The sequence below is a fragment of the Streptomyces sp. NPDC050211 genome, assembly GCF_040656035.1.
Classification (GTDB): Bacteria; Actinomycetota; Actinomycetes; order Streptomycetales; family Streptomycetaceae; genus Streptomyces.
Map to the genome: position 1 here is coordinate 65,323 of NZ_JBFALC010000026.1, position 17,444 is coordinate 82,766.

The window sequence follows — 17,444 nt, forward strand, 5'->3', positions numbered from 1 at the left end:
TCCCCGTCTTGCGGCACGCCTCTCGGGGCGCCCGGGTCTGAGGCATCCCGTCGAGGAGGACCATGACCGAAGTCTCTGATCGCGCCGGCGCCCCGCCCAAGACGGCCAGGGCCTCGCTGGGCCGCACCCTGCTGCGCTGGGCCACCACGACGGATCACAAGGAGATCGGCCGTCTCTACATGGTCACGGCCTTCTGCTTCTTTCTCTTCGGCGGCCTGCTGGCGCTGGCCATGCGCGCCGAACTCGCCCGCCCCGGGCTGCAGTTCGTGAACGAGCACGTCTACAACCAGCTGTTCACGATGCACGGCACGATCATGATGCTGCTCTTCGCCACGCCCATGTTCGCCGGATTCGCCAATGCGGTGATGCCCCTGCAGATCGGCGCCCCCGACGTCGCCTTCCCCCGCCTGAACGCCCTGTCGTACTGGATGTACCTCTTCGGCGGACTGATGGTCGTGTCCGGCCTGATGGTGCCGGGCGGCGCCGCCGCGTTCGGCTGGTTCGCCTACGCGCCGCTGAACAGCGCCTACCACTCCCCCGGCGCGGGCGGTGATCTGTGGGTGATGGGCCTGGTGGTGACCGGCGTGTCGACGACGCTCGGGGCGGTCAACTTCATCACGACGATCCTGTGTCTGCGCGCTCCCGGGATGACGATGTTCCGGATGCCGATCTTCACCTGGAACATCCTGTTCACGTCGATCCTGGTGCTGCCCGCGTTCCCGGTCCTGACGGCCGCGCTGCTGGCCCTGGAGGCGGACCGCAAGTTCGGCGCGCACATCTTCGACGCGGCGAACGGGGGCGCCATCCTGTGGCAGCACCTGTTCTGGTTCTTCGGTCACCCCGAGGTGTACATCGTCGCGCTGCCGTTCTTCGGGATCATCTCGGAGATCCTGCCGGTGTTCTCACGCAAGCCGCTCTTCGGGTATCTGCCGCTGATCGGGGCGACGATCGCGATCACCATGCTGTCGGCGGTCGTGTGGGCGCACCACATGTTCGCCACCGGGGCGGTGCTGCTGCCCTTCTTCTCCCTGATGTCGTTCCTGATCGCGGTGCCCACCGGGATCAAGTTCTTCGCGTGGATCGGCACGATGGTCAAGGGGTCGATCTCGTTCGAGACGCCGATGCTGTGGGCGCTCGGCTTTCTGATGTCGTTCCTGCTCGGCGGTCTGAGCGGGGTGCTCATCGCCTCCCCGCCGCTCGACTTCCATCTCACCGACTCGTACTTCATCGTCGCCCACCTGCATTACGTGCTGTTCGGCACGGTGGTCTTCGCGATGTTCGCCGGGTTCTACTTCTGGTGGCCCAAGTTCACGGGCAGGATGCTCGACGAGCGGCTCGGCAAGCTGCACTTCTGGCTGTTGTTCCCAGCGTTCCAGCTGACCTTTCTGGTACAGCACTGGCTCGGTGAGGAAGGGATGCCGCGCAGGTACGCCGACTATCTGGCCGCCGACGGCTTCACGCTCCTCAACACCCTGTCCTCCGTGGGCGCGTTCCTGCTCGGTGTCTCCACGCTGCCGTTCCTGTACAACGTCTGGCACACGGCCCGGCACGGAAAGCGAGTGACCCAGGACGATCCCTGGGGTTACGGGCGCGGGCTGGAGTGGGCGACGTCCTGTCCGCCGCCCCGCCACAACTTCGTGGCCCTTCCCCGCGTGCGGTCGGAGTCACCCGCGTTCGACCTGCACCATCCCGACATCACTCGGCAGACGAAGACAGAGGAGCTGCGATGAAGGTCGAGGCGTTCCTCTTCGGTGGCGTTGCCGCGTTCTTCGCGGGCACCGCCGTGCTCTACGGCTGGTGGTCGGGCGATCCCGCCGGAACGGCCGCGCTGGTGGTCGCCTTCCTGATGGGCGCCCTGGTGAGCTTCTTCTGCGCGGTCCAGTACCGGCGCAAGGGGCGGCGCCCGCAAGATCGTACGGATGCGGAAGTGGCCGACGCCGCCGGGCCGTTGGAGTTCTTCCCGCCGAAGAGCCCCTGGCCGATCGTGACCGCTCTCGGCTTCGCGATCGCGGCCACCGGTGTGGTCTTCGGGCTGTGGCTGTTCCTCATCGGCTTCGGGGTGCTGGCTCATGGGGTGGTGGGGATGGTGTTCCAGTACGCCCGTCGGCAGGGCTGATCGGAGGTCGGGGGGCGCCGGGCCGGAACCTGTCGACGGGCCGGTGCTCGCTCTCGTACCCGCCCTCCACGGTCTGGCGCACCTCGCCGGTCTCCTCCCCTTGCTCCAGGCGCCCGCGTTCGGCGTCCAGCAGGGCGCGGCAGATCTGGCGGGTGAGGAAGAAGGCGAGGACCGGCCCCGCCACGAGGGCGATGCGCAGCACCCAGGTGAGGGTGTTGAGAGAGATCCGGAACGTCTGCGCCACGACGTCATTGCCGCCGGCCAGCAGCAGAACGCCGTAGAACGTGATCCCGGCGACCCCGAGGCCGGTGCGGACCGGACGTTCGCGCGGCCGGTCGCACAGATGCTGCTCGTGGCGCCACTCCCCCGTCAGCCGCTGCTCGACGAAGGGGTACAGGTACAGGACGAGGAACAGCAGCGCCGGGAGGACGACCGCCGGGAGCAGTACGTTCCACATGAGGGTGTGCCCGGCGATGTTCGTCTCCCACGGGGGTACGAGCCGTAGCGCGCCCTCCAGAAAACCGACGTACCAGTCGGGCTGGGCACCGGTCGACGCCTGGTCCGGCCGGTAAGGACCGTACGCCCACACCGGGTTGATCTGGGCGAGGCCGCCGAGCAGCGTGAGCACACCGAAGACGGCGAAGAACAGGCCGCCCGAGGAGGCGACGAACTGGGGGAAGAACGGCTTGCCGACGGCGTTCCGCCGCGTCCTGCCCGGGCCGCGCCACTGGGTGTGCTTCAGATAGAACACCAGGATCAGATGCACGGTGACCAGGGCGATCAACGCTCCGGGCAGCAGCAGGACATGCATGCTGTAGAGGCGCGTGACGATGTCCTCGCCGGGGAACTCGGCGCCGAACACGAACATGCTCACATACGTGCCCACGACCGGGATCGACAGCATGATGCCCTGCGCGATGCGCAGCCCCGTGCCGGACAGCAGGTCGTCGGGGAGTGAGTAGCCCGCGAAGCCCTCGGCCAGGGCGAGCACGAACAACGTGACGCCGATGATCCAGTTCACCTCCCGGGGCCTTCGGAAGGCGCCGGTGAAGAAGATCCGCAGCAGATGCAGGCCGATCGCGGCGACGAAGACGAGCGCCGCCCAGTGGTGTGCCTGCCGGACGAGGAGCCCGCCGCGTACGTCGAAGCTGATGTGCAGGGTGGAGTCGAAGGCCGCGGACATGCGAATGCCGTGCAGGGGCACGTACCGTCCGTCGTAGACCACCTCGGTCATGTCCGGCTTGAAGAAGAGCGTCAGCCAGACCCCGGTGAGCACCAGGACGATCAGGCTGTACAGCGCGATCTCGCCCAGCAGAAACGACCAGTGGTCGGGAAACGCCTTCCGCAGCATCCGGCCGCCCCCGTCGAACACGGGCAGACGCCCGTCCGCGGCGTCCGCGAGGCGCTCCCCGCGCGGACGGACCCGGCCCGACGGAGAATCCGGTGCCGGCCGCCGCCGCTCTGTGTTCAAGAAGCCCTCCCTCTGCTGTGTTCCGTCACCGGATCGAACGGCGGGTACCCAAGCGAGGCGAAACACTCCCCGGTGGCCGCTTCGCGAAGGTTCAGCCAAGACGCTTCGGGCCACTCGAATACGGTTGAATGTAGACAAAAATTCATAAGTCTCATAGGCATCACATATCACGCTAGACCGCGCAAGGACGACGCCATGACGGACGACGACCGGCCGACGCCGATGGAGGTTCTGCGCCGGGCGCGCGACCAACTCGGCGACATGACCGGCATGACGGCGGAGACCGTCTCGTCCTTCGAGAAGACGGACGGCGGCTACTCGCCCAGGTCCCGGACACGATGAGCCTCATGGCGAGCTACCAGGTCGACCTCGACGAACAGGGACAGCTCACCGGTCACCGGCGCGTCCGCCGCTACGAGCGGGGGCGGTCGGGCACAGACCGCTCCGGCGGCCGGTAGGCCGCCGCCCGCGGCGAGCCCTTCCCCGGCAAGGAGGACGGCAGACATGACCGTTGTCCCGTCGGCCAGCACCTGGCGCAGGGCCGCGTCGAATGGGGTGTGAAGGTCTACGCCGAACCCGAACCCGACGCTGAGCCGGCGGAGGGCGACGGCCCTCGGAGCAAGCCGGCCTCGGGCCGCGACTACCTGCGGCAGCGGCGCCGGAGGGTCATGGCCCGCGAGGACACCTGGCAGCGGGCCGAACGGCTGCACGCCGCGCTCTCCGAGCACGCGGAGCGCACCCGGCTGCATCCGCCGCAGAACCCGGTCCTCTCCTCGGCCCCGGGCCAGAACGTGCTCAACGCCGCGTATCTGGTTCCCCGCCCCTCCTCCGAGGAGTTCATGGACGTCCTGGACCACACCAAGTGCGGGGAGAGCGGAATCCAGATCGAGCTGACGGGACCGTGGGCGGCCTACTCCTTCGTCGAGGGCAGCGGTGCGGAGGCGGCGGGAACATGACCTCCGTGAACCGACAGGTGCCGTCCCCTGGGGTAACTCGCCGTGACCGAGCGCCGTAACCAACTCGACCTCGAGCCCGACACCGTCGAACGCGACCTGGTGAAACTCGTCCTCACCGTGGTCGAGTTGCTGCGCCAGCTGATGGAGCGCCAGGCGCTGCGCCGCTTCGACCAGGGTGATCTGAGCGAGGAGCAGGAGGAACGCATCGGGCTCACCCTGATGTTGCTCGAGCAGCGCATGACCGAGCTGCGCGAGCGCTACGGGCTGCGCGCCGAGGACCTCAACCTGGACCTCGGGCCGCTGGGTCCGCTGCTTCCTCGGGAGTGAGAGGCGCCGGGCCCTCGGGTGCGGTTCAAGCGGTCCGCGATCCCTCGTCGTCGGACTCAGCCGGGTTGTCCACGACGTGCACCGCGGCCTCTTCGGAGGATGCCGCGCCGCCGGCGATACCAGCGTCTTCGGCCACGGTGTCATCCCGCGTCTCGGCCTCTCCCTCCGCAGCCGTCAACCGCCCCGCACGCCTGTCACCGGCCTCCGCGTCGACAGGCTCGCCTTCCCCGTCCGGTACGTCTCCGATCTCGTCGCCCGGCGGCGGCTCCGTGTCGGGTCGCTCGGCCCGCAGGCGCTCGTCCAGCGGCTCCCGCTCACGCTGCTCCGCGGCCGTAGTACCGCGGCGCTGCACGGCCAGCGGCTTCTCGGGCGGGGAGTAGCCCTCGTCGATCGCCGGGGCGATACCGCGGTCGTCCAGGGTGTCCTCCGGGTCCATGAGCGCGGCATCGTCCTGGACCTCCGAATCGTCGGGCTGGTACACCTCGTCGCCCATGGACTCGTCGTCGTACTCACGCTGTTCGTCGGGCATCCGGTGCTCCTCGGGCAGTCGTGCGGCTCTCTCTCGCGAACTGCTCGCACCGGGTTTCCGCTGGCCGAACGTGTGAAACCCGTCAGAAGCGAAGGGAAGAGCTCATGAACGACAAACGCGCACACCGAGCCGACGGCACTGCGGCTGAGACCGATCCCCGACCCGTGGAGGGACTGGCCGTACCGGAGGACACCTCGATGGCTCCCGGTGCGACACCTCCCGCCGAATCCGGAGTGTCCGGGCTCGGCGCCCCCGAGCGCGAAGCGCTGAAAAAGGGATGGGCCGTCGCGCCCCTCATCTTGATCTGGATCGTCGTCGCACTCTTCGTCATCGGCCTGGTGGCGATGGTGGTTGTGCTGGCGACCGCATGACGGTCGGCCTGGAGACGGGGCGACACGGGAAAGCCCCGGCCTGTGAGATCACCGGCCGGGGCTTCTTCGTGCGTCGTCAGGCGGGAGTGATGTTCTCCGCCTGCGGGCCCTTCTGGCCCTGCGCGATGTCGAACTTCACCTTCTGGCCTTCCTGGAGCTCACGGAAGCCCTGGGCGGCGATGTTCGAGTAGTGGGCGAAGACGTCGGGGCCGCCGCCGTCCTGCTCGATGAAGCCGAAACCCTTTTCGGCGTTGAACCACTTCACAGTGCCTGTAGCCATGTGCCTGTCTCCTTCGACGGGACTCGTGTCGGACCCCGCACCGTGCGGGACCCGGAGGTGATCGCCCTGGTCCGGAGAGGCGTTGAACAGCAAAAACGCCCGTGACTGCGATCACGGGCGAACGGGACTTCGGAACCACGACTGCTGATCATGACGCTACACCGACTGGCGGCGCTCGGCCACTGAAACGCAGAGTTCATCTCACAGAAGGCACCGGCCCGGCCGAGATCACGTCCGGGGCTGGGCATCCACGATGGCGTCCGGTGTCATGGTCCGGGTGACCAGGGCGTGGGCGGTCTCGGTGAGACGGACCTGCCTCTGGCTCGCATAGGCGCTGAGCAACCGGGCCGCCTCACCGATCGTGGACCCCGCGTACTGCGCGACCATGCCCTTGGCGATCTCCAGCGTGGCCTTCGCCGCGATCACGCTCTGCACGCGGGTGATCACGTCGTCGACCTGCGCCGGCTCCGTGGACCAGTGCATCAGGCCCAGCGCGGCCGAATCAGCGAGGGCCTGCGCGAGGTGTACGTCATCCTCCACGAGGTGCCCCGAGCGCTGACGCAGCAGCGTGAGGGCTCCCAGCGGGCGGTCGTGCAAACGCATCGGGATCGCCTGCAGGGACTCGTACCCGTTCTCGACCATCGCCGAGACCAGTTTCGGCCAACGCTCTTGTTCGGCGGTGATGTCGGGAACGTTCACCGGCTTTCCGGTGCGGTAGCAGTCCATGCAGGGGCCGCTGCCGGTCTGCAGTTGCAGGAGTTCGGCGAAGGCCGCGTCCTCGTCGGTCGCGGCCATGGTCTTCAGACTGCCGTGGGCGTCCGCGATCATCACGGCCGCGGCGTCCACGTCCAGGAGGTCGCGGCAGGTGTGGACCAGGCGATGGAAAAGATGCAAAGGGTCGAACTGCGCGGCATAGGTGTCCGCCAGGACGACGAAAGCCTGCGCCAGTTGGCGCTCGCGGTTCATGTTCGCCTCCCCGGCGCTGTGGTCACGGTGATCGGCACGTATACCGTCCGTTCAGTCATCGCGGAGGTCGATGCTGCGGTCGATGATCGCCCGGGCCACTTCCGTGGAGGTACGGCCCTGGGTGAAGGCCCGCGCGCGCAGGCGCAGGAGCGCCTCCTCGGCGCTCACTCCCAGCTGCATCATGATCATCCCGGTGGCCTGATGCACCTCCTCCCGGTCCGATTCCGCTCCTGCCAGCCACGTTACGACTCCTTCCGGGTCCGGGGAAGCGTGCTCCAGAGCGATGACGGCCAAGGTGACCGCGTCGGCGACCAGCATGGCCGTGCGCAGATGGCCCGCGCTCAACGAACCCGGCGTCTGCCGGTAGAGGTCCAGGGTGCCCAACGCGCTTCCGGAGCTCGCCAGCGGCAGCGAGAAGGCGGCAGCCACGCCCACTTTGACCGCCTGATCGGAGAAGAGCGGCCAGCGGCGCCGGTCCGGATCACGCGTGAGGTCCGAGGCGAACACGGGCGCACGCAGCCGGACCGCTTCCCGGCACGGACCTTCGCCCAGGGTGTACTGAATCTCCGCCAGCCGGGCCGCTACGTCGTCGCTGGCGCACAGCACGACCCCCATGTCCGGGCCGTCCCCGAGCACGGAGACGGTCAGCCCCGAGAACGCCGGGAGGAGGGTGACACAGGTACGGCACAGACCGTCGGGCACCTCGTGCGGGGGCAGTCCCTGCACTCCGGCGATGAGCGCGTGGGCGATGCGGGCACGCTCGACATCCGTCTCCTGCTCGGCGTTCCCGCCGCCCAGCAGATCGTCCCCGGCCATGACCATCACCTCCCACGGCCACTTCACCCAACGGTTTCACTCGATCTTGGCACAGGCAAACAGCCATGCTCAGTGCCGCCGCCGCTCATCACAGGCCGGCCCGACAGCGGATCGACAGCCGTCGACAGGGAACCGACAGCTCCGCTTTACCCGCACCTCTCCGGGGACGGGCCAGGATTTCCCCAACGTCTGAACAGCCGGTCCTCACGGGCCGTACCTCTCGGCAGTTCACGAACACCCGGAAGGAACGTCAGCATGACCAGCGAATCAGTTCAGCCGGTGTCGGCACCGAGCCGCCGTACCGTCGTGGCGGCGGTCGGCGCGGCGGGGCTCGCCGTCGCGCTGACCGCGTGCGGGTCGGAGGACGACGCGTCCGGCTCGTCCACCGAGCAGGGCGCCGACGCCAGTTCCCCCGCTGGAGGCGCCGACGCCAGCTCCCCCGCAGCGGACGGCGGCGCCGGCGGCGCTGCACTCGCGAAGACCTCCGACATACCGGAGGGCAGCGGCAAGATCTTCAGCGACGAGAAGGTCGTGGTCTCGCAGCCGGCGGCGGGTGACTACAAGGCGTACTCGACGATCTGCACGCATCAGGGCTGTCCGATGACGGACCTCAAGGAGGACATCATCTCCTGCGCCTGCCACGGCAGTACCTTCTCCATCGCCGACGGCAGCGTGCAGAAGGGCCCCGCCACCAAGCCGTTGGAGGCCAAGGAGATCACCGTGTCCGGGGACTCGATCACGCTCGCGTAACCGGGCGCGGTCGTTTCCAGCAGCCCAGCACCTCGTCCGTGGTCGCGACCGTAGCGACCAATGCGAGGGTGTTGCGGATCATCGCCGGGGTGTAGTCGGAGGGCACCCCGGCGATGGCGTCCGTCGGGACGACGGCGGTGTAGCCGCGGTTGACCGCGTCGAAGACGGCACTGGGGACGGCCACGTTGGCCGAGACCCCGGTGACGATCAGGGTGCGGCAGCCGAGGTTGCGCAGCAGCGCGTCGACCTCGGTGCCCTGGACCGGCGACAGCCCGTGCAGCCGTCGTACGACGAAGTCCTCCTCGGCGACCTCGATCGGGGCCGCCACCCGGACCGCCGTGGAGCCGGCGAGTTGCTGGACGGGGAGCCGCTCGGCGGCGCGGAACAGCCGGGCGTTACGGCTCGCGCCCCGGCCGTCCGGGCGGCGTTCGGCGATCGCGTGGATCACCTGCACCCCGCTCTCGTGCGCTCCCGCCACCAGCCGGGCGACGTTGGCGAGGGCGCCGGAGGAGCGGGCTTCCTTCGCGAGTTCCGGCAAGGCGCTGTCCGGGCCGACGACGCCCTGCTGGCACTCGACCGTGAGCAGCACGGTGGTCACGGGGTCGAGGAGTTCGCGAAGCTGTTCGTGCGACGGCATGGTGCCCCCTTGTCGCCGACCTGATGGGGCGGGCGAGACTAGCCACCATTGCGCGGGGAAGGAAGACCGCTCATCCTTTTCTGACGTGATGTCAGAGGATCTCTCCTCTGACACGACGTGGGAGAAGAGAAGAGGGGGACACATGACCGCCACGCAGCGCCGGGGCCGGAAGATCATGATGACACCGGGCGAGCTGGACGAGTTCCTCACCAGCCAGCGCACCTGCAGGGTCGCCACCGTCTCCGCCGACGGCGCCCCGCACGTGAGCACCCTCTGGTTCGCCTGGGACGGCACCTCGATGTGGCTGTACTCGGTGGTGCGCAGCAAGCGGTGGACCGATCTGCGGCGCGACCCGCGGGTCGCGATCGTGGTCGACACGGGTGAGGAGTACGACGAACTGCGCGGCGTCGAGCTGTCCGGGACCGTCGACTTCGTGGGCGAGAGCCCGCGCACCGGCGAGCTGCGCGCGGAACTCGACGTCCCGGAGACTCTGTTCGCGCGGAAGAACTTCGGCCTCGAGGAGATGCCGCACGACGGACGCCACGCGTGGGTGCGGCTGACGCCGGAGAAGATCGTCTCCTGGGACTTCCGGAAGTTGGGCAACGGGTAGCTCCGCCGGCAGTGCCACGATGGGGCGTCGCTTGTCTGCGGCGCCGTCGTGGCTGGTCGCGCCCACGCGGCGGAGCCGCATATCGATGCAGCCCCGCGCCCCTTTCGGTGCGCTGCACTCAGCCCACCTTCAGGGCCGCCTCCTGTAGCGCCTCCACCGCCGCCCGGATCGACGGGCGGCGGTCCGCGTCCGCGCGCCATACCGCGTAGATGTACCGCTGGGCGCCGTGCCGTACGGGCACGGCCCGCACTCCTGCGGGCATCGGGTCGCGGCCGAGTCGGGGGGCGACGCAGACGCCCAATCCGGCGGCGACCAGGGCGAGTTGGGTGTGGTGCTCCTCAGCGCGATGGGCGATGCGGGGCTCGATGCCCTTGGCGCGCAGGGTGTAGAGCAGCCACTCGTGGCAGAACTCGCCCTCGGGCCAGGCGACCCACTCGTCACCCGCGAAGTCCTCCAGGTCGACCTCGTCCCGTCCGGCGAGCGGATGTGCGTCGGGCATGGCGACGCCGACGGGATCCTCGAGGATCGACGCCTTGGCGAGCCCCTGCGGCATGGGCAGCGGCTTGTTGTACCAGTCGAGGACGACGGCCAGGTCCGCGTCGCCCCGGAGCACCGCGTTGACCCCGTTCTCCGGCTCCAGTTCCCGCGAGCGCACGCGCAGCGCCGGGTGGCGGGAACGCAGCGTGCTGAGCGCTATGGGGAACAGCCCGCGCAGGGCGGTGGGGAACGCGGCCAGCCGCAGCTCACCGACGACCTGCCCGCGCTGCGCCTCCAGATCGGACTGGGCGAGCTCCACCTGGGAGAGGATGCGCGCCGCGTGCTCGGCGAGGAGCCGGCCGGCGTCCGTGAGCCGAACACCCCGGCCGTTCTTGGCGAGGAGCTGCTGGCCGACCTCGCGCTCCAGCTTGGACATCTGCTGCGAGACGGCCGAGGTCGTGATGTGCAGACCCTCGGCGGCACCGCTGACCGAGCCGTGCCGGGCCAGGGCGTCCAGGGTGCGGAGGCGCTCCAGGTTCAACATGTAAGCAATGCTACGAGATACCGTGCGTAAAATCTAGCTTGTACTACGAGATCGTGGTCCACCATCCTGGTCGCCATGAGCACCCCCACCCCCGTCCGCGCCGCCCTCGACTGGCGGCTTCGCTTCGGCGCCCTCGCCCTGGTCTGGGGCTTCAGCTTCCTGCTCATCAAGGTGGGCACCGAGGGCTATGCCCCCTTCCAGGTCACGCTCGGCCGGCTGGTGTTCGGGACCGCGGTGCTCACTGCCGCGATGGCGATGAAGCGGCAGCGGCTGCCGCGCGAGCCGCGCACCTGGGGGCACCTCGCAGTCGCCGCGTTCCTGCTCAACGCGCTGCCGTTCTCGCTCTTCGCCTACGCCGAGCTGACCATCCCGTCCACCCTGGCCGGCATCTGCAACGCCACGTCGCCGCTGTGGGGCATGGCCCTCTCCCTGGTCGCCCTCTCCGAGGACCGGCCCACCCGGGTCCGCGTCGCCGGTCTCGGCCTCGGCTTCCTCGGCGTCCTCACGGTGCTCGGCGCCTGGCAGGGCTTCCACGGCCTGGACGCCACGGGCACGGCGATGGCACTGGGAGCGTCCCTGAGCTATCCGATCGGCTGGATATACGTCCGCCGCACCCTCGCCGGATCCGACCACTCACATCTCTCACTGACCGGCGCCCAGTTGCTGCTCGCCACCCTGCAACTGGCCGTCGTGACCCCGCTGTTCACATCCTGGCCGACACAGGTGGCCGTAGGCCCGCTGCTGGCGATAGCAGCCCTGGGCACACTAGGCACCGGCCTCGCCTTCCTGATCCAGTACGGCCTGGTCGCCGAGGTCGGCCCCACAACGGCCACGATGGTCACGTACTTCATCCCCGTCATCGCCACAGCCGCGGGCGTCGCGATCCTGGGCGAGACACTGAACTGGTGGACACCGGTGGGAGCGGCCGTGGTCCTGGCGGGCGCGGCACTGACGCAGGTGCGGCCGAAGGCGGGGCACCGGCCGGACCGAGTGGCCCCAGCGAGGTCGGCTACGGTTCGGCAGCGCCCCGATAGGGGCGCGGGGAACTGCGCGACCAGCCACAACGGACCCGCAGACAACCACCGACCCGTCGCCGCACTGACCCGACGCACTCAGACGTAGCTCCGGATCGGCGCCGGCCCCACCGCTGAGGCGATCGCGTCCGCCAGCGCCACCGTCTCGTCCACCGCCAACGTCGAGACGGTGACCCGGATGCCCGGCGGTGCGCTCATCCGGAACCGAGCACCAGGGGCGACAGCCCAACCGGCGTGCAGCAGGCGGGCCACCGCTCCGGTCTCGTCCGGCACGGGAATCCAGACGTTCAGGCCGCTGCGCCCGTACGCGGCGACCCCGCGCTCAGCGAGCGCGCCGATCAGCGCGTCCCGGCGCCCCCCGTACGCCGCCGCCACCGCGCGCGCGTCCACCGCACCGTCGGCCCACAGCCGTACGACGGCCCGCTGGGTGATCCGACTCACCCAGCCGGGCCCGAGTCGGTGCCGCCCGATCACCCGGTCGACGGTGACGGCGTCCCCGGTGAGCACGGCGAGCCGCAGATCGGGGCCGTACGCCTTGGCGACCGAGCGCACGAAGGCCCAGCTGCCGGTGACACCGGCGAGGGTGTGCAGAGGCAGGTCGACGATGCCGTGCCCGTGATCGTCGTCGATCAGCAGGATGTCCGGGTGCTGACGCAACACAGCACGCAGGGCACGCGCGCGTGACGAACTCACCGCCGCACCGGTCGGGTTCTGCGCCCGGTCGGTGACGATCAGGGCGCGCGCCCCGGCCTCGAGAACACGGCGTACGTCATCGGGGAGCGGACCCTCGTCGTCGACGCCGACCGCGGCGGTGCGCAGCCCGAGCGCGGGGACGAGGTCGAGCAGGCTGCCCCAGCCGGGGTCCTCGACGGCGACCGTGTCCCCGGGCTTGAGGTGGGCGGCCAGGACACGCTCGATGGCGTCGAGGGAGCCGGAGGTCACCGCGAGGGGCCCGTCCGGCACACCGCCCGCGTCCAGATCGGCCCGCGCGCGACGGGCCAACTCCGGCTCCACCGGCTCGTCCCCGTACAGCACGGGCTCGCGGTCGCCCTGCTCGGCCGCCACCGCGAACGCCTTGGCCAGCGATGGCAGCAGCGCAGGATCGGGGTTGCCGCTCGCCACGTCCCGCACCCCTTCGGGCACGTCCAACCGGAGGTACTCGCGCCCCGTGGTGGCCGGCTTGGACCGCACCCGGCTGCCACGACGCCCGGCGGTCTCGATGACCCCGCGCTCGCGCAGGATGCGGTACGCCGCCGCGACCGTATTGGGATTCACGCCCAGCTCGACCGCCAACTCCCGCATCGGCGGCAGCAGTTCGCCCGGCTCCAGCCCGCCCGAGCCCACCGCGCTCTCCACACTGGCCGCAATCTCGGCTGCACGCCGCCCACTGATCCGATATCCTTCTAGCACAAAGCCAATTATGCACTAGTGCAATGGAGGATGCAATGCAGGGAACCCAGCAGCAGCCGACGCAACACCAGGCCGCGTACACACCCACCGACCGCACCGTTCCCACGCGCTCCGCCGACCGGGCGTCGTACGACAAGGACCTGGTGCACGCGATACTCGACGAGGCCTACGTCTGCCACCTCGGCTTCGTCCGTGACGGAGCGCCGGTGGTGCTGCCCACCCTGTACGCCCGGGTCGGCGAGCGGCTCTACGTGCACGGCTCGACCGGTTCACGCCCCCTGCGGATGACGGGCCAGACCGACCCCGGCCTCCCCGTGTGCCTGACGGTCACGCACGTGGACGCGCTCATCCTGGCCCGCTCGGCCTTCCACCACTCGATCAACTACCGCTCGGTCGTGGTGCACGGCGTCGCCCACGACGTCACCGACCCCGATGAGAAGCGGGCCGCCCTCGACGCCCTCGTCGACCAGGTCGTACCCGGACGCGCCAACGACCTCCGGCCCGCCAACAAGAAGGAACTGGCCGCCACCGCCGTCATCCGCCTCAACCTCGACGAGGTCTCCGCCAAGGCCCGCACCGGCGGCGTGAACGACGAGCCCGAGGACCTAGCGCTCCCCCACTGGGCCGGCGTCGTCCCCCTGCGCAAGGGCTACGACACCCCGGTAGCCGACGCCCAACTGGCCCCCGACACCAAACTCCCGGACTACCTGGCGGCTCTGTAGGCTCAGCTTGTGAGATGCGGCACGGCCAGCGCCCCGTAAGGGGCGCGGGGAACTGCGCGACCAGCCACAACGGACCCGCACACGACACGCCCACCCAGCGAGGCACCTACTCGGTCGTCCCCCGCGCCGACACCCGCATCTCCGTACCCCCAGCGGCAACCGGCTCCACAGACCCCTTCCCCGGCGCAGAAGACTGCGCAATGAACGCCCCCACCAACACCACCACCCCACCCACAATCTGCGGAGCCGAAAGGTGCTCACCGAGCAGCACCCACGCAAGAACCGTCGCAATCACCGCCTCAAGACAGGCCACCACACCCGCGACCTGCGGAGACAGCCGCCGCACGGCCACCACGCCGGTCACATACGCAACGACCGTGGCCACCAGCACGATCCACCCGAGCAACAACCCCGCAGCGACCGGCGTCCCGTTCATGTCCGCACTGTCCGCCAACAGCGACCGCTCCATGCTCCACGGGCGGGCGACAACGGTCAGCACGGCCGCGCCGACCAACAAGCCGTAGGCGATGACACCCAGCGGATCCGGCGCCTCCGCGCCGGAGTCGCCGCCATGGTCGGACAGCACGAAGTACCCGACCTGGCAGCACGCGGCACCCAGCGCGAGCAGCAACCCAAGCGCGTCGAAGCTCAGCCCGGACCAGACCTCCACGACACAGGCGAGCCCACCGACCGCGAGGACCACGCCGAGCGCCGCCGCACGCGTGACTGGCCGCCGCTGCACGAACCGCACCCAGCCGAGGACGAGGGCGGGCGCGAAGTACTCGACGAGCAGGGCGACCCCGACGGGGATCCGGGAGATCGAGGCGAAGTAGCAGGCCTGGACACCGGCGACGGCGAACAGCCCGAACCCGGCGAGCAGCGCGGGCCGCCGGCGCAGCAGCGAACGGTGACGCACAGCCAGCGGCAACATCACCACGGCGGCTCCCGCCACCCGCAGCCACACCACATGGAGCGGGTCGAGCCCCGCCTCGATCAGCGGCTTGGCCGCGACACCGGATCCCCCGAAGGCGAGCGCGGAAGCGAGCGCGAGACCGAGCCCCACGCCCTTTCCACCGCTGCCGCTGCTGCTGTCTGACGTATGCACCGGCACATGATGACAGGCGATGACATGAGCGTCACCCCCGATGACACCTGTCTCAGCGCGTGGACGGGACCCGGGTCGCCGGCCGGTCAGCCGGTCTTCGCCAAGTGCCTCTCGATCCGCACGTAGAGGGCGTGCGCGTCGACCCCGGCACGGTCGAGCACCTCGACGGCGCGTGCCTGCGGGTCCACGATGATGGCGGCGAGCAGGTCGATCCCGAGCGCCGGTTCGCCGCCGCGCCGCGCGGTGCGCTCGCGGGCGTACTCCATCGCGCCCGCGGCGAGCGGAGAGAAGCCCGCCTCGCCTGTCACCACGGGTACGGCACCGGAGTCCTCGACGGCGCCCTGCCAGCGCAGGCCGTAGCCGATGCTGCGCTGCACGAGATAGCCAAGCAGCCGGGCCACCTGCGTCTCGTCCTCGAAGACGGCCCGCACCTCGGGGTCGGACTCCAGGAGCGAGTGCAGCAGATGAGCCGTGTCGATCTGCCGGTCCCCGTCCCGCATGGCCCGTCGGCGGGCACCGGAGAGCACCGATGCCAGCTCGTCACTGAGCCCGGCATCGTTGTCCGTTCGCCGGCCGCCCTGTTCTTGGGCCGCCTGCCGGGGGATTCGGGGTTGCACACCCCTACCTCATCAGTCCCTCCAGATCGGGACATCCCCGGAGGGAAGCATTTTCGCGTCCCACAGAGAGTGGACCCGGGCGGCTCCAATCTCCTCCTTACGGATGAGATCACGCCCCTTGGCCCGCGGGGGCGCACACTTCCCGTCTCCCGTGCGCCGCACGCAACCGTAACGCTCCGTCGCACGTCCTCTACAGAGGGATGGAGAGCAGGTGCTGGCTGGTGACTCTTCCGGCCGTCGACGGCAGGCAGTACGTGTACCGGGTGTGGGCCCCGGAGGACGCACTGCCGGCCGACCTGTTCTGGGATGCCTGGCACTGCCACGACGAGAGCGCCTTCCCGCGCGCGTGGGACCTGTTCGACGCGGCGGAGATACGGCTGGTCGGCTGAGGCCGGTCCGGCAGGCCGCCTCCACATATTCTGACGGTTCATCAGTATTGAATGTTCCAGGCCGTGCGGCTACGTTCCGCGACACCGTAGCCCGACACGAAGAGGTGGTCGCATGGCCGAAGTCAGCGCGGAGGCACGGATCGGGGCCCCCGCGGAGAAGGTGTGGGCGCAGCTCACGGACTGGTCCGCGTATCCCGAGTGGAACGCGACCCACACCGGCTTCCCCAAGGGCGGCCCCGAGACCCTCGCAGTGGGCGGGACCTTCCAGGAGAACCTGAAGCTGATGGGCTTCCCGGCCGAGGTCGACTGGACCATCGAGGAACTGGAGCCGGCCCGGGTGCTGGCCATCCGCGGCAAGGGCCCGATGGCGGTCGACCTGGCCACGCGCTACACCCTGACGCCCGACGGCGACGCCACCACGGTCCGCATCGACGGCGAGTTCACGGGCGCCGCCGTGTCGTTGATGGCGGGCCGGCTGAAGGACTCGGCGACAGCCGCGCTCAACGAGTCGCTGCGCAAGCTGGCGGGGCTGGTGGCCTGACCCCCGGACGCGCGAAGGCGCCCCCGCGGATGTCTCCGCGAGGGCGCCTTGCACCGGGCCCGAGCCTCGGCCCTCGTCAGTCCTCGTCGGCGAGGATCAGGTACAGCTTCTTGCGGGCCTCGTTGATGACGGCCAGCGCCTTCTCGCGCTGCTCCTTGCTGCCCGTCTTCCAGACCTGCCCGAAGGCCTCCATCAGACCGAAGCCGGCCTGCCGGATCTCACCGAGGGCCTCCCAGTCGACGCCGCGGGAGGCCTCCTCCCAGGGCGCCTCGGGGCCCTCCTCGGCCGCGGTACGGCCGGCCTCGGTGAGCGAGAACAGCTTCTTGCCGCCCTCGGACTCACTGGTGATCAGCCCCTCGTCCTCCAGCAGTTGGAGGGTGGGGTACACCGAGCCGGGGCTGGGCTTCCACGCCCCGCCGCTGCGCTCGGCGATCTCCTGGATCATCTCGTAACCGTGCATGGGCCGGTCCTTCAGCAGGGCGAGGATCGACGCGCGTACGTCGCCGCGCCGCGCCCTCCCCCGCGGTCCGCCGCGCCCTCGATGACCCCAGGGGCCCGGACCACCGAAGCCCGGTCCGCCGAAGCCGGGGCCGCCCGGCCCGAAAGGTCCGAAGGCACCACGCAGGGCCTCGAATCCGCCTCGCTCGTGCGAGCCGTGTCCACCGTGTCCTCGTTCGAATCCATGGGAACGCATCGCCATCACTCCATTCAGTCGTTGATCAGTCGCGATGCCTCAACGATATATCGGAATAGTTCGCCTGGCAACACCCGCCCGG

21 protein-coding genes and 2 pseudogenes are annotated in these 17,444 nt (G+C 69.8%); 12 read left to right on the forward strand and 11 right to left on the reverse strand.

Annotated features, from left to right (window positions below; translation table 11 throughout):
- Positions 1–62 precede the first annotated feature (62 nt).
- Positions 63–1,730, forward strand: coding sequence for a cytochrome c oxidase subunit I (ctaD, locus tag AB0I98_RS24955; protein WP_362945259.1), 1,668 nt, complete (start codon positions 63–65; stop codon positions 1,728–1,730).
- Positions 1,727–2,116, forward strand: coding sequence for a cytochrome c oxidase subunit 4 (locus AB0I98_RS24960; protein WP_362945261.1), 390 nt, complete (start codon positions 1,727–1,729; stop codon positions 2,114–2,116). Before ctaD ends, AB0I98_RS24960 begins: the two co-directional genes overlap by 4 nt.
- On the opposite strand, the gene AB0I98_RS24965 is transcribed toward AB0I98_RS24960, so the two are convergent.
- Positions 2,046–3,467 (reverse strand): ubiquinol-cytochrome c reductase cytochrome b subunit, encoded by a 1,422-nt coding sequence (locus AB0I98_RS24965; protein WP_362945360.1) that lies wholly within the window; start codon positions 3,465–3,467, stop codon positions 2,046–2,048. The genes AB0I98_RS24960 and AB0I98_RS24965 overlap by 71 nt on opposite strands.
- Positions 3,468–3,782: 315 nt before the next feature.
- Between AB0I98_RS24965 and gvpO the strand changes: the two are divergent.
- The 3 genes and pseudogenes from gvpO (at position 3,783) to AB0I98_RS24980 (ending at position 4,870) form a co-directional block, all read left to right on the forward strand.
- A pseudogene (gene gvpO / locus AB0I98_RS24970) lies at positions 3,783–4,045 on the forward strand (gas vesicle protein GvpO).
- 81 nt (positions 4,046–4,126) lie between these two features.
- Positions 4,127–4,543 (forward strand): annotated as a pseudogene (locus AB0I98_RS24975) (GvpL/GvpF family gas vesicle protein); the annotation flags it as partial.
- Between the two features lie 42 nt (positions 4,544–4,585).
- Complete coding sequence (locus AB0I98_RS24980; RefSeq protein WP_362945263.1) at positions 4,586–4,870, forward strand: gas vesicle protein K; 285 nt, start codon at positions 4,586–4,588, stop codon at positions 4,868–4,870.
- A 25-nt stretch (positions 4,871–4,895) separates the two neighbouring features.
- Here AB0I98_RS24980 and AB0I98_RS24985 read toward each other — a convergent pair whose 3' ends face one another.
- The gene (locus tag AB0I98_RS24985) at positions 4,896–5,399 is read right to left on the reverse strand and encodes a DUF5709 domain-containing protein (protein WP_362945265.1); all 504 of its coding nucleotides are present in this window, start codon (positions 5,397–5,399) and stop codon (positions 4,896–4,898) included.
- Between the two features lie 104 nt (positions 5,400–5,503).
- Here AB0I98_RS24985 and AB0I98_RS24990 point away from each other — a divergent pair, with 104 nt between their 5' ends.
- Complete coding sequence (locus AB0I98_RS24990; RefSeq protein ID WP_362945267.1) at positions 5,504–5,770, forward strand: DUF6480 family protein; 267 nt, start codon at positions 5,504–5,506, stop codon at positions 5,768–5,770.
- A 76-nt stretch (positions 5,771–5,846) separates the two neighbouring features.
- Here the strand turns inward: AB0I98_RS24990 and AB0I98_RS24995 are convergent, their stop codons facing one another.
- The 3 genes from AB0I98_RS24995 to AB0I98_RS25005 all read right to left on the reverse strand — a co-directional run bounded on the left by AB0I98_RS24995 (position 5,847) and on the right by AB0I98_RS25005 (position 7,832).
- Entirely contained in the window at positions 5,847–6,050 is a 204-nt protein-coding gene (locus tag AB0I98_RS24995) for a cold-shock protein (protein WP_210570996.1), read from the reverse strand.
- Positions 6,051–6,278: 228 nt separating this feature from the next.
- Positions 6,279–7,016 (reverse strand): GAF domain-containing protein, encoded by a 738-nt coding sequence (locus AB0I98_RS25000; protein WP_362945269.1) that lies wholly within the window; start codon positions 7,014–7,016, stop codon positions 6,279–6,281.
- Between the two features lie 51 nt (positions 7,017–7,067).
- On the reverse strand, positions 7,068–7,832 hold the full coding sequence (locus AB0I98_RS25005; RefSeq protein ID WP_362945271.1) for a GAF and ANTAR domain-containing protein: 765 nt from the start codon (positions 7,830–7,832) through the stop codon (positions 7,068–7,070).
- Positions 7,833–8,087: 255 nt separating this feature from the next.
- On the opposite strand from AB0I98_RS25005, the gene AB0I98_RS25010 reads away from it, so the two are divergent.
- Complete coding sequence (locus tag AB0I98_RS25010; RefSeq protein WP_362945273.1) at positions 8,088–8,582, forward strand: Rieske (2Fe-2S) protein; 495 nt, start codon at positions 8,088–8,090, stop codon at positions 8,580–8,582.
- Here AB0I98_RS25010 and AB0I98_RS25015 read toward each other — a convergent pair.
- Entirely contained in the window at positions 8,569–9,219 is a 651-nt protein-coding gene (locus AB0I98_RS25015) for a cysteine hydrolase (RefSeq protein ID WP_362945275.1), read from the reverse strand. The genes AB0I98_RS25010 and AB0I98_RS25015 overlap by 14 nt on opposite strands.
- Before the next feature lie 142 nt (positions 9,220–9,361).
- Between AB0I98_RS25015 and AB0I98_RS25020 the strand changes: the two genes are divergently transcribed.
- A complete protein-coding gene (locus tag AB0I98_RS25020) occupies positions 9,362–9,829 on the forward strand; it encodes a pyridoxamine 5'-phosphate oxidase family protein (protein ID WP_328368586.1) in 468 nt (155 codons plus the stop codon).
- Positions 9,830–9,947: 118 nt separating this feature from the next.
- Here the strand turns inward: AB0I98_RS25020 and AB0I98_RS25025 are convergent, their stop codons facing one another.
- Positions 9,948–10,850 carry a LysR family transcriptional regulator gene (locus tag AB0I98_RS25025; RefSeq protein ID WP_362945277.1) on the reverse strand — a complete coding sequence of 301 codons (903 nt, stop codon included), beginning with the start codon at positions 10,848–10,850 and terminating at the stop codon, positions 9,948–9,950.
- Positions 10,851–10,925: 75 nt separating this feature from the next.
- Between AB0I98_RS25025 and AB0I98_RS25030 the strand changes: the two genes are divergently transcribed.
- Entirely contained in the window at positions 10,926–11,972 is a 1,047-nt protein-coding gene (locus AB0I98_RS25030) for a DMT family transporter (RefSeq protein WP_362945279.1), read from the forward strand.
- On the opposite strand, the gene AB0I98_RS25035 is transcribed toward AB0I98_RS25030, so the two are convergent.
- Entirely contained in the window at positions 11,963–13,294 is a 1,332-nt protein-coding gene (locus AB0I98_RS25035) for an aminotransferase class I/II-fold pyridoxal phosphate-dependent enzyme (protein WP_362945281.1), read from the reverse strand. The two genes, AB0I98_RS25030 and AB0I98_RS25035, sit on opposite strands and share 10 nt — an antisense overlap.
- Before the next feature lie 35 nt (positions 13,295–13,329).
- On the opposite strand from AB0I98_RS25035, the gene AB0I98_RS25040 reads away from it, so the two are divergent.
- On the forward strand, positions 13,330–14,016 hold the full coding sequence (locus tag AB0I98_RS25040; protein ID WP_362945283.1) for a pyridoxamine 5'-phosphate oxidase family protein: 687 nt from the start codon (positions 13,330–13,332) through the stop codon (positions 14,014–14,016).
- Between the two features lie 106 nt (positions 14,017–14,122).
- Here AB0I98_RS25040 and AB0I98_RS25045 read toward each other — a convergent pair whose 3' ends face one another.
- Both AB0I98_RS25045 and AB0I98_RS25050 read right to left on the reverse strand, forming a co-directional pair.
- Positions 14,123–15,127, reverse strand: a complete 1,005-nt coding sequence (locus AB0I98_RS25045) for an EamA family transporter (RefSeq protein WP_362945285.1) — start codon at positions 15,125–15,127, stop codon at positions 14,123–14,125.
- Between the two features lie 80 nt (positions 15,128–15,207).
- Positions 15,208–15,738, reverse strand: coding sequence for a Clp protease N-terminal domain-containing protein (locus AB0I98_RS25050; protein WP_362945287.1), 531 nt, complete (start codon positions 15,736–15,738; stop codon positions 15,208–15,210).
- Positions 15,739–15,959: 221 nt separating this feature from the next.
- Between AB0I98_RS25050 and AB0I98_RS25055 the strand changes: the two genes are divergently transcribed.
- Together AB0I98_RS25055 and AB0I98_RS25060 are read left to right on the forward strand one after the other, a co-directional pair.
- The gene (locus tag AB0I98_RS25055) at positions 15,960–16,127 is read left to right on the forward strand and encodes a hypothetical protein (protein WP_362945289.1); all 168 of its coding nucleotides are present in this window, start codon (positions 15,960–15,962) and stop codon (positions 16,125–16,127) included.
- A gap of 112 nt (positions 16,128–16,239) precedes the next feature.
- Positions 16,240–16,668, forward strand: a complete 429-nt coding sequence (locus tag AB0I98_RS25060) for an SRPBCC family protein (RefSeq protein WP_362945291.1) — start codon at positions 16,240–16,242, stop codon at positions 16,666–16,668.
- 76 nt (positions 16,669–16,744) lie between these two features.
- Here the strand turns inward: AB0I98_RS25060 and AB0I98_RS25065 are convergent, their stop codons facing one another.
- Complete coding sequence (locus tag AB0I98_RS25065) at positions 16,745–17,362, reverse strand: helix-turn-helix transcriptional regulator (RefSeq protein WP_362945293.1); 618 nt, start codon at positions 17,360–17,362, stop codon at positions 16,745–16,747.
- Between the last annotated feature and the right edge of the window lie 82 nt (positions 17,363–17,444).

Coding starts and splice junctions, on each gene's coding strand:
- AB0I98_RS25040 (WP_362945283.1), top strand. CDS start 13,330: ATGCAGGGAACCCAGCAGCAGCCGACGCAACACCAGGCCGCGTACACA.
- AB0I98_RS25030 (WP_362945279.1), top strand. CDS start 10,926: ATGAGCACCCCCACCCCCGTCCGCGCCGCCCTCGACTGGCGGCTTCGC.
- AB0I98_RS24965 (WP_362945360.1), bottom strand. CDS start 3,467: ATGCTGCGGAAGGCGTTTCCCGACCACTGGTCGTTTCTGCTGGGCGAG.
- AB0I98_RS24985 (WP_362945265.1), bottom strand. CDS start 5,399: ATGCCCGACGAACAGCGTGAGTACGACGACGAGTCCATGGGCGACGAG.
- AB0I98_RS25060 (WP_362945291.1), top strand. CDS start 16,240: ATGGCCGAAGTCAGCGCGGAGGCACGGATCGGGGCCCCCGCGGAGAAG.
- AB0I98_RS25020 (WP_328368586.1), top strand. CDS start 9,362: ATGACCGCCACGCAGCGCCGGGGCCGGAAGATCATGATGACACCGGGC.
- AB0I98_RS25015 (WP_362945275.1), bottom strand. CDS start 9,219: ATGCCGTCGCACGAACAGCTTCGCGAACTCCTCGACCCCGTGACCACC.
- AB0I98_RS24995 (WP_210570996.1), bottom strand. CDS start 6,050: ATGGCTACAGGCACTGTGAAGTGGTTCAACGCCGAAAAGGGTTTCGGC.
- AB0I98_RS25005 (WP_362945271.1), bottom strand. CDS start 7,832: ATGGCCGGGGACGATCTGCTGGGCGGCGGGAACGCCGAGCAGGAGACG.
- AB0I98_RS24960 (WP_362945261.1), top strand. CDS start 1,727: ATGAAGGTCGAGGCGTTCCTCTTCGGTGGCGTTGCCGCGTTCTTCGCG.
- AB0I98_RS25000 (WP_362945269.1), bottom strand. CDS start 7,016: ATGAACCGCGAGCGCCAACTGGCGCAGGCTTTCGTCGTCCTGGCGGAC.
- AB0I98_RS25065 (WP_362945293.1), bottom strand. CDS start 17,362: ATGCGTTCCCATGGATTCGAACGAGGACACGGTGGACACGGCTCGCAC.
- AB0I98_RS24990 (WP_362945267.1), top strand. CDS start 5,504: ATGAACGACAAACGCGCACACCGAGCCGACGGCACTGCGGCTGAGACC.
- AB0I98_RS25010 (WP_362945273.1), top strand. CDS start 8,088: ATGACCAGCGAATCAGTTCAGCCGGTGTCGGCACCGAGCCGCCGTACC.
- AB0I98_RS25025 (WP_362945277.1), bottom strand. CDS start 10,850: ATGTTGAACCTGGAGCGCCTCCGCACCCTGGACGCCCTGGCCCGGCAC.
- ctaD (WP_362945259.1), top strand. CDS start 63: ATGACCGAAGTCTCTGATCGCGCCGGCGCCCCGCCCAAGACGGCCAGG.